Origin of the sequence: Collinsella sp. AM12-1 (assembly GCF_003472325.1) — a bacterium.
Lineage (GTDB): Bacteria > Actinomycetota > Coriobacteriia > Coriobacteriales > Coriobacteriaceae > Collinsella.
In genome coordinates, this window is record NZ_QRLS01000030.1 from 1 (window position 1) to 9,297 (window position 9,297).

The following is a 9,297-nucleotide window of genomic DNA, read 5'->3' on the forward strand; positions in this document are numbered from 1 at the left end:
GGACCTCGGGACGCTCTTACACCACGTCTGCGCGCGCCACCACGCCCTCGAACTTGCATACATTATTTTGTCAGAAAAGTACCATACCCTGGCAGGGTGCCATCGTTATCAAAAGTTTGGCTTTCTTTCTACATAAAAAGGCACTTTTATTCTTATTAATGTACACGCTAAACGCTAAGGGTTATCCACTTGCAAGATAGCCCTCCCGCCGCGGCCAATCAACCCCTCGACTCGCCACGACCACGGCTCAGGGCCGCAAAAGCCAGCACCGCCACGCCCGCTGCCGCCGCCGCGACCGGCGCCCACGCGGCCGCATCACCCGTCGTGGGCAGCAGACCGTCCGACGGCTGCTCAACACGAGCCCCGCCGTCCTCGGCGGCTACGAACACCCACTCGATCTCATGCACACTGCGCATAAGCTCGTTGCCCGCACTTACCGGAATTTCCACCTGCACGGTCACGTCCGTCGAGCCGCCGGCGCCAGCCGCATGGCTCGCCAATCGCACGCCGTCCGCCAGCTCCCCGTGCTCGGCCAAGGTCCCCTCGGCCACCACGGTGCCGTCGGCGGCCACGCTCACGCGCACCTGCCCCAGCGCACGCACATCGGCCTCGTCGTAGGCGCTCTTCAGATACAACGTCGTCCCTACGCCCAGGTTCTGCGCCTCCACGGTAAAGCTCGTCGACACCGCATCTCCCGGCATCAGGTCGCCCAACTCGGCGCAACCCGCCAGCACATCGCCCGTCTCCCCCAAACCGCGCCCGCGCCACTCGTGCGCGGCGCCGTCGTACACCACCGCGGGCGCGGCCGCGGCAGCCGCGGCCGGCACCCACGCCAGCGCGCACGCCACCGCCAGCGCCAGCGCTGCGGCGCACGCGCGCATCACGCGCCTCTTACCTGCGCGCACCATCTACCTCGCCTCCAGCACGCCAGCAGCACCCACACGCAGCCCCGCGGCCACGCCCCATGCGTCGTCAAACGCCTCCACAGGGTGCGATCCGGCCTGCACGGCCTGCGCCGCCACGTCCACCGTCAACGCACGGCCATCCGCATAGCGACTAGGCTCAACCACGCTCACCTCGTCAAGCAGGTTCTGCGTGGCGGCGCCCGCAGCGAGCGGCACCGTGTAGTAGTAAAACCCGTCGTCTCCCTTCACCCAGCAGCCCGCGGCCGCGTGCGCCGCAAACGTATCCATGCCATATACCTCGTCACCCACGTCTACCACGTAGTCCACGCCCGCTTCGGGCTCGTCCCACAGCACGGCGCCGTCGGCCGCCGTCCACACCGCGTTCGCCGTAGCACGCACGTACACGTCCACACTCTCCGCGTTGGCCGATACACTCACGTTGCGCTTCACCGTGTACGGCGCGTCAAACTCCTCGTTCACCACAGGCGCCACCTCACCACGCGCAAACGCATTCGTCCGCGAGCCCGTCGCGCTAAACCAAGCCGCCGTGCCCAGGGCGACACAAAACGCAAGCACCGCCACCGGCAGCGCCCTCACACGCCTCATCCTGAGCATCATGCACCACCCCGCACCGCGCCTGCGCCAAACACGTTCTCCACGCGCGCCTCGCCGTCCACCCACGCATCGTTTTCCACGGCGTTGTCCACGCGCACCTCGCCGGTCGTGAACACCAGCGCGCAGTTGCCCTCGGCCCACGTCCCCGTGGCACCGTCCAACACGCGATAGCTCGGCAAATACCGCCACGCCCAGCCGGTCTCGATCACCTTGTAGTATCCAAACGGCATACGCACGGACATGGTCGCGCTCGAGAGCGTCTCGCCGGCCGCCGGCGCGCCCAACGTCATGGTCACCACACGACGCTCGGCACCCGCAACCTCGTTTCCGGCCGCGTCCGAGCACGCCACGATCTCAAACGTGCACGTCGACCCGGCCGCCTCGGCAGGCGCAGTCTTCGTCAGTGTCAACGTGCCCGCGCCGTCCAGCGCAAATATCGCAAATCCCTGCGCGTCGGTCGCCTTATGACCCAGCTTCTGGGCCGAGCCACCCACGCCCGCGTGGTCGTACAGTCCCACGCCCACACCCACAATCGGGGTAAACGTCGGACCCTCGGCCGCACCGGCGCCCACCGATCCCGGCCCATACGCAGCCTCGACCACGCTCACGCGCAGCTCGTCTTGCGTGTACAGCCCCGTAAACGCCACCTTCACCGGCTCGTTCACGTCGGTCTGGCTCACCATCCACGCCATGTTAGCCGTGTAGTTCGACGCGGCCGGCGCCGCAGCGTCGTACGTCGCGTCGAACGCGCGCATCTGGTACGTCACGGGGTACAGGTCCATGTCCCCCACAATCGTCTCACGGCAAAACTCGTCCCACGCCCTCAGCGTCGTCCCGTCCGCAGCCAGCGCGCTCCAGCTGCTAAACATCTCGCGCACGCTCGTGTCCGGGCTCGCATTCAGCTTGTCGGCGATTATTTGGTACGGCAGCCAGTCGATGATGTTGTCATGCGTGCCGCTCTCGTCGGTCACGCTCTCCACAAAGCTACGCTGCTCGCTCGCCGCCACCTTCACGGTATGCACCTCGCCGTCGGGCATGTGGTAGCGCACGTCGAACACCGGCTCGTACACGGCCGTAAACATGTTCGTCCCAAACGGCTCCTCGGGCATCAGGCCGTACGCCGAGCCCGTCGTCACCAGCACGCCCGCGCCCGTCGCCGCATCGTAGTCATCGTACCAGCCCACAAACCTATACCCCGGCACGTCGGCCGCGCGCGCCACCAGCGCCGTCGAGCTTCCCTGCGTATCCACGCGCACCAGCGAGCGCACGTCGGTGAGCTCACTCAAGCCCATCTGGCCCAGCAACCCTCCCGCCAGCTCATCGTCTATGTTCGAGTTCACGCTCACGGTCGCGGGCCTGTACACCGGCCACAGTTCCATGGCGCCCTCCACCACCGCGTTCGGCCCCGTCAACTCGACGCCGCCCGCGTAGTCGCCCCACAGGACGTAGTCGCGACCCGCAGCGCCCGGCGCCAGCTCGGTCCAGCCCACCAGCACGTGCAGCCTCGTCGCACCGGCGTCCGAGTGCGCCGCATCTATGGCGTCCACGTCAAAGGCCGCCTGCGCAGGCTCGCCCAGCGCATCGCCCAGGTTGCGCGCCACCACCTCGGTCACTCCCGCATTCGTGTGGTACACCACGGCCACGGGCTCGTAGTTGGCCACAAACGTATAGCCATACGCAGGGCTGACAGTATAGTCCAGCACGTTATTCGTGTTCGACACGGCCGAGCCGCCCACCGTGTTGATGGTCTCCACGTACCCGTCCGACCGCTCCACCGTCCACGAGGTCACCTGGTACAGGTCGGCCGACCCAGCTGCAAGCGGTGTATCGACGTTGGCCGTCACCGCAAGCGTGATGTCGCCCGTTTTGGCATCATGGGACGCATCCTGCAGCACGGCCGCGGGGTCTGCGGGTACGTTCACAGAGCTGCCGGCAGGCACGCCGGCGCGCGCAATGTTGGTGGTGGTATCAAAGCTGTACGCTGCGTACACCGGATAGATATCCATGGCATGGTACACACGGTCGTCGGCACGCAGCAGATACGGGCTTGCGTCGGCCACGCTCGACGCCACATATCCGGCCGTCCCCAAACGCTCCGCCTTGAAGGCGCGGGCCATCTCGTCGGCCGTCAAGTCCTCGGGGCATACCCAGCCCATAAACGAGTACGTCGTCGTGCCATCAGAATAGAGCGCGCCCTCGGCAGGAAGGATGTCGGGCGATATGGTGCCCAGGCCAACGGGAACTTTGCTCTGGGCAATATCGATAGGCTCGACGTAGTTGTAGGGGCTCACCTCAGCCAGCGTTTCCCCTGCACCATTAAACAAAGGAGATTGGTATTTACGTGTCGCTGTTGCCGCATCGGCCCACCCACCAGGGTTAACATACGTATCGTTTAGGCCACTAACGCCCTCAATCAGCGCACCCGAGAGGTTGTAGAAGTTTATGTTTGCTGACGCTTTGAAAATGTAGTTTTGGCCATGATCGGCCCCCATAGTGATGCGGTCTTTCCATTTAAACCAAACGGGGCTTTGCCACTCGACAGAATTCGTGCTGGGACCATACGAGACATCACTTGCCAAAGATCCCCCCGTGATGACACGCGTCAAACCTACGAAGTTGTAGCCATAGAGAATATCGCCTTCCACGTTATACAAGGCTCCATCGGTCGTGATTCCCAGCGAAGACGAACTACCAGGGAAATCGCTCACGATCAGAGGATCGTAAAGGGCAATCGAGTCCTTCAGCAGCGCATCGGCATTGACCGGTGCAGTAAGGACTCCGGCAATCGCAGGATAATCATCCAGGGCCGAGCGACCGATACGAACTTCTCCATTGGAATCCTTAGACAGATCGGCGTGGTTTGTCCAACCCAAAAACTCGAACGTCAGCTTCATCGACGACGGTTTCGGGACCGAAGACGCAATATCGGCAAGGTCATCCTGGTAGCTCCCCCACTCCGAAGAGTAAAAGCCCGTGTAGGCATAAGTTGCCAGGCGAGTTGACGTAGCCAGGAAAGCAAAATTGTCCGACCCCTCAACCGGCAGCCAGAAGTTCACTCGATACTCGAAGCGCGCGATGTAGGTATGCGGGACAGACAGGTCGATCGCGTCCGGAATGGCATAGGTCTCCTCGTTCGAAACCTTGGTCTCGGCACCGTCTTCTGCGACCTTATACCAACCCTTGAACCGATAGCCGTAGGGCAGCGCGTCGACGGTCGAGGTCTCATCCGCACCCGAGACGACGATGGAGTAGGTGTTTTTGCCGTTTACCTTGGTCGCAACAACCTGGGCCTCGGCCACATCGGTACGCACATTTGCGCGCACGTCGCCGTCGAGCTCGTTTCCCTCGACTACCAAGTTGATATTCGAAGCATAGCTCGTGTACACGGGATAGAGATCCATGGGCTTCTCCACCGGGTCCCCCGCCTGGTACAGCTCGCCTTGCGCCTTGATGGAGGCGAGCTCAGGGCTTGTGATGGCGGCATAGCCCGCACCGGTGGAGCTGGGGATGGTCGTCCAGCCTACAAATTCGGCCGACGCGTCCACGCCGCCCGTGGTTTTATCGGCAGCGGGAGCGGCGACGTCGGGCAGGGGCTCCTGATGGTCGTACCAGTCATCGGTCGACGCCGCGATGGCAGCGCCGGTCACGTCGTGATACACCACCCGAGCCTGGCAATAGGCCACAAAGAGATCGTTGTCGGCAAAACCGTCGTAGGCGCCCGTGCCCGAATTGCGTGCGGTATAGGTGGCGTCGGTGCCCACCTGCTTGGCCGGGTCGGACACGATGGGGTCGAAGAATGCATGGGAATTCTCGGCATAGTTGGGCTCGACCGACGGCTCGCGGTACCAACCCACCAGACGGAAACCGTCGTTTATTACGGCGGTGAGACCCAGCTCGGTGTCAGACGGAAGCACGCCCTGCACGGCGAAGGAGTACGGGTCGGACGTGGATTGTTCGCTTCCTGAGGGAGCGGCGCCCGTGGGGGATACCGTGACGGTGGCGGCACCAGGGAAGTCGAACGTGGCCTTGACACTGGCTCCGTGTACGGGAATCCCCAGGTTGAAGTCCATAATCCACTTGTTCACATGTGCGCCACCCACCGTCGTATAGGCGGTATCGCGCACGGCATCGCCCTCAAAGTCGTAGTTCTTCGACTCCCAGAAGCTTCGGTTGGCGTAGCGCGCGTCATCCAACGGGCCGTACGTAAGGCCGCTCGCGTTGTCACCCACGGCGTTTATGGTCTTGGTGGTTGCACTGGCAGAAGGCTTGAAATAGCTGTCGTACACACGGACGTCGCCGTCGTCGTCACGCTCGACGATACCGGCGATGTTGACATCGTTTTGAATGATGGGAATCACAAGCACGGCGTTGTACTGGCGCGAGTGGATGTTGCCCGCATAGTGCGAGCGGGCGATGGTGCACTCGAGCCCCGCACCGCCGTCGGCGCGGGCGGCTATTCCGCCCACATAGCTTGCGTTGCCTGCGCCCACCGAAACATAGGTTGCCGAGTAGGCGTAGCAGTCGGCGGTCGAGAAGCAGTCAAGCACCTGGGCCCCGTCGTAGATGGAGCCCGCGATACCGCCGGCGTACACGGCTTGGCCCGAAACGGCACCCACGGCGATGTCGTAGGAGTTCTTCACGGACGTATAGCGGTAGGCACCCGCATCATCCAGGATATAAACGCCGGTATCCGGGTCGCGCAGCGGCGTGACGCGACAGTACTCGATGGTCGTGCCCTTGGCAGTTCCCACGATTGCGCCCAGGTAGAGGCCCTCGCCACCCAAGCCGGAGACACCGGCGGTGGAGTTGTTGACGACGCTTCCGCCCGAAACCTCGCAATTGTAGATGACGCCGCCTTCGGTCTGGCCGGCGATCATACCGCCCGCCAGGCCGGCGTTGGTGATGAGCGACACCGCATTGTTGGCCGGTGTGACGGAGCTCGTGCAATTGGTGATCTTCACGTCGGCGATCGCGGAGTTCTTGGCGTACCCCACGATGTAGCCGCCGCGGAAGTCGGCGCCCACGTAGCCGTCTCGAAAGTTGATGTCATGGATGTAGGCGCCGTCCGTGGCGGCGAACAAGCCGGTGTTTGCTGCGGGAACCCAAAGATCACGCTGGTAGTCAAGGCCTGTGATAGTGTGGCCCGCACCGTCAAACTCGCCTTTGAAGGGGCGGTCGATGGTGCCGAACGTGAGCGACCCGATTTGCGAGATGATGTTGTCAACATCGTCGGTCGACAAGTCGAGGTCGACGTTCAAGCGAACAGTCTCCCCCTCGAACTGGCTGCCGTTATCTCCGCGCGACGCAAGAATGACGGTGATGAAGTCGGCCACCGAGTTGATCTCGTGCACCCTGCCCGCCGCAGCGGCCTGGCCGTGCACCATGATGAGCGCAACGCACAAGGACGCGACGATAGCCGCCCATTTCACGATATGCCGCCGTACATAGGTCACAAGCCTGTTCAGGAGGGGTATCGGGCGATGTCTCATAGTGCCGGCCACCCTTCTGCATCGAAGATCGAAGTATGGTTGTTCTCATACTGGACGCCCTGCACGTTGGCCGTGAGCCCGTATCCGCTCGCAGGGCCATACTGTGCCTGGGCAGCTGCCGTGTCCAGGCGCATGGCCGTGCAGACAGGCTCGGAGGTCTGACCCGGCTCGAGCGCAACGGTGCAGTACCACATACCGTCGGGCCCCTGAACCCATGCCGAATTCGACCCTTCAAACGTTGCATACTCGGTTACGGATCGGCAATCGCCCGCACTATCAGTCATCGTCACGTCAAGGGAAAGACGGACCCACAGGGCATGGTCACCGGTGTTGACGACGCGCACGATACGATGCGCCCCGTCAACGCCGGTGAAAAGCTTGTCTCCATCTTGAGCAGGGACCTCGGCGCCCATGTCGTCGAGAGTCGTGATAGACGCCTTAACGTCCACCGAGCCAAACGCTATGAAGCTGTGAGTTGGAAACTCGCGCGTGATGTATGCAACCGTCTGCGCGGCAAGCACCACGGCGAGCAACGCCAGCACAGGCAAAACAGGCGCATTGCGTCGCAGGGTTTCCTTAAGATCGTTTTCCATGCGCGAAGCCTCCCATCAAGCAAAGAATGAGGAGCGCAGGGCCCCAACGTGAGACCCTGCGCATCGCTCGATGAGTTCTAGTTCGTGCCGGTCCAAGTGATGGCGGCATTCTGGATATCGCTAAACGTGGTGGTCTCGCTGTTTGAGCTCATGGCAGCAAGATAGGCCTTGATGTCCATAGTGGGTTTAACGGCGGCATCGTAGGTTTTGTTGGTCACAACCTGCGTGAACAGCTCACCTGTGTAATCATCGGCATCCGCCGTGGGGGCCAGCTTTGCGGCCTCACTGCCGCCGCCGGTGTAGACGAACAGGCCGGACTTGTAGCCGTTGTTAACGCCCGACATTGAGACCGTGTGCCCCTCAACGGGAGCCCACTGCACGGTGTTGAGCACGAAATACGAATCGCCCGTCTTGTCGAGGTTGTTCTCAACCTCGACGAACACGTAGGCAGGCTCGGAACCCTTGCCGGCACCGACGTTGGGGTTCTTGGCAATGGTGGAGTTTGCCGTGATCTTGGAGTTCTCAATCCACTTGGTCTCGGTGATGAAGCCGTCGGTGCTTGGGTTGCTGGGATCGGGCTTGGTGGGGTCGATGGGATCGGGCTTCACTTCGGGCTTGGTGATGTTGCCGACCGTGAACGTGTTGGTCTTGCTCGCAGTGACGTTGAACCATGCGAAGACGCCGCCGACGACGGCCACGCACAGCAGCGCGCACAAGGCGACGACGAGCGTCGTGCGCTTCTTTCCATTTGTAGTACTCATACTTGGTTCCTTTCTTTTCCGGGCGCGATGCGCGCCCAATGTAAAACCAGTCTTTACCTGCGCTTGCGAAGGAAGGTCCCAAACGCAAACGTTCCGGCGGCTGCAGGTGCCTGTGTAGACATCGTCGTTCTCATCGCCGTGAACGCCGCGAAGACAGCTCCCGACTGTGTGATACGTCTCTTTCTCACGCTCCCTACCTCTCTCACTTGGCCTTCGCATGCACACCGCGCGAGCGTTGATTGGCCTCGGGATCTTTGGAAAACAGCTCCATCGCGATCGTCACGGCACCGATGAGGGCGGCGCAGGATATGACGATGTAGATACCAGGTGGGGTTGTGAGGGCCACGTTGGCGTAGCCGAGGTAAGGGATGCATGCGACGGGCGTGCCGACGAGCGCGGAGAACGGCGCGGGCGCGGCGTCGTGCGAGATGTGGCCGTCGGCCGTCTTATTGGCGATGCCTTGGGTGTAGAAGAGGTGGGACTCGGCATCGACGTCGTAGACCTGGTGGGTAACCAGGGTGCCCGAGTCGAGCTTGAACGTGATGGTGTCACCCGGCTGGATGCTGGCGGAATCGGCAGGAGCGACGAAGATGAGCGAGCCGGTGGGGTAGAGGGGTTCCATGGAACCTGAGAGCACGGCATACGGGGTGAGCCCCACGAGACGGACCCCAGCGAAGCAGATGACGAGAATGGCTGCGACCACCGCGGTGACGGCGACGATCGCGTTCCAAGCGCGTGCAGCCACGGCACACCCCCTCAGCGTTTAAGCTGTGTTGCGCACAGGGCGGAAATGAGCGCAATCTCCCCTTTGCGCGCTTTCGTCTTTTGACTATACCCCCCCCCCATAACATTTCGTCAAGGCTGGGAATGCATAAAGTAGATTGGTACTTCAGCCTTGATTCTCATTTTCATTGCAACAGCCTCAGGACTCAGC

General features: G+C 62.4%; 6 protein-coding genes. All 6 read right to left on the reverse strand.

Annotated features, from left to right (window positions below):
- Positions 1 to 218: 218 nt before the first annotated feature.
- A complete protein-coding gene (locus tag DW136_RS09490) occupies positions 219 to 701 on the reverse strand; it encodes a hypothetical protein (protein ID WP_147351657.1) in 483 nt (160 codons plus the stop codon).
- 207 nt (positions 702 to 908) lie between these two features.
- The gene (locus DW136_RS09495; protein ID WP_147351658.1) at positions 909 to 1,511 is read right to left on the reverse strand and encodes a hypothetical protein; all 603 of its coding nucleotides are present in this window, start codon (positions 1,509 to 1,511) and stop codon (positions 909 to 911) included.
- An 8-nt stretch (positions 1,512 to 1,519) separates the two neighbouring features.
- On the reverse strand, positions 1,520 to 6,949 hold the full coding sequence (locus tag DW136_RS09500) for a hypothetical protein (RefSeq protein ID WP_118289488.1): 5,430 nt from the start codon (positions 6,947 to 6,949) through the stop codon (positions 1,520 to 1,522).
- A 56-nt stretch (positions 6,950 to 7,005) separates the two neighbouring features.
- Positions 7,006 to 7,602 (reverse strand): hypothetical protein, encoded by a 597-nt coding sequence (locus DW136_RS09505; RefSeq protein WP_118289489.1) that lies wholly within the window; start codon positions 7,600 to 7,602, stop codon positions 7,006 to 7,008.
- A gap of 77 nt (positions 7,603 to 7,679) precedes the next feature.
- A complete protein-coding gene (locus DW136_RS09510; RefSeq protein WP_158571454.1) occupies positions 7,680 to 8,363 on the reverse strand; it encodes a SipW-dependent-type signal peptide-containing protein in 684 nt (227 codons plus the stop codon).
- A 202-nt stretch (positions 8,364 to 8,565) separates the two neighbouring features.
- Positions 8,566 to 9,108, reverse strand: coding sequence for a signal peptidase I (locus DW136_RS09515; RefSeq protein ID WP_118289491.1), 543 nt, complete (start codon positions 9,106 to 9,108; stop codon positions 8,566 to 8,568).
- Positions 9,109 to 9,297 lie beyond the last annotated feature (189 nt).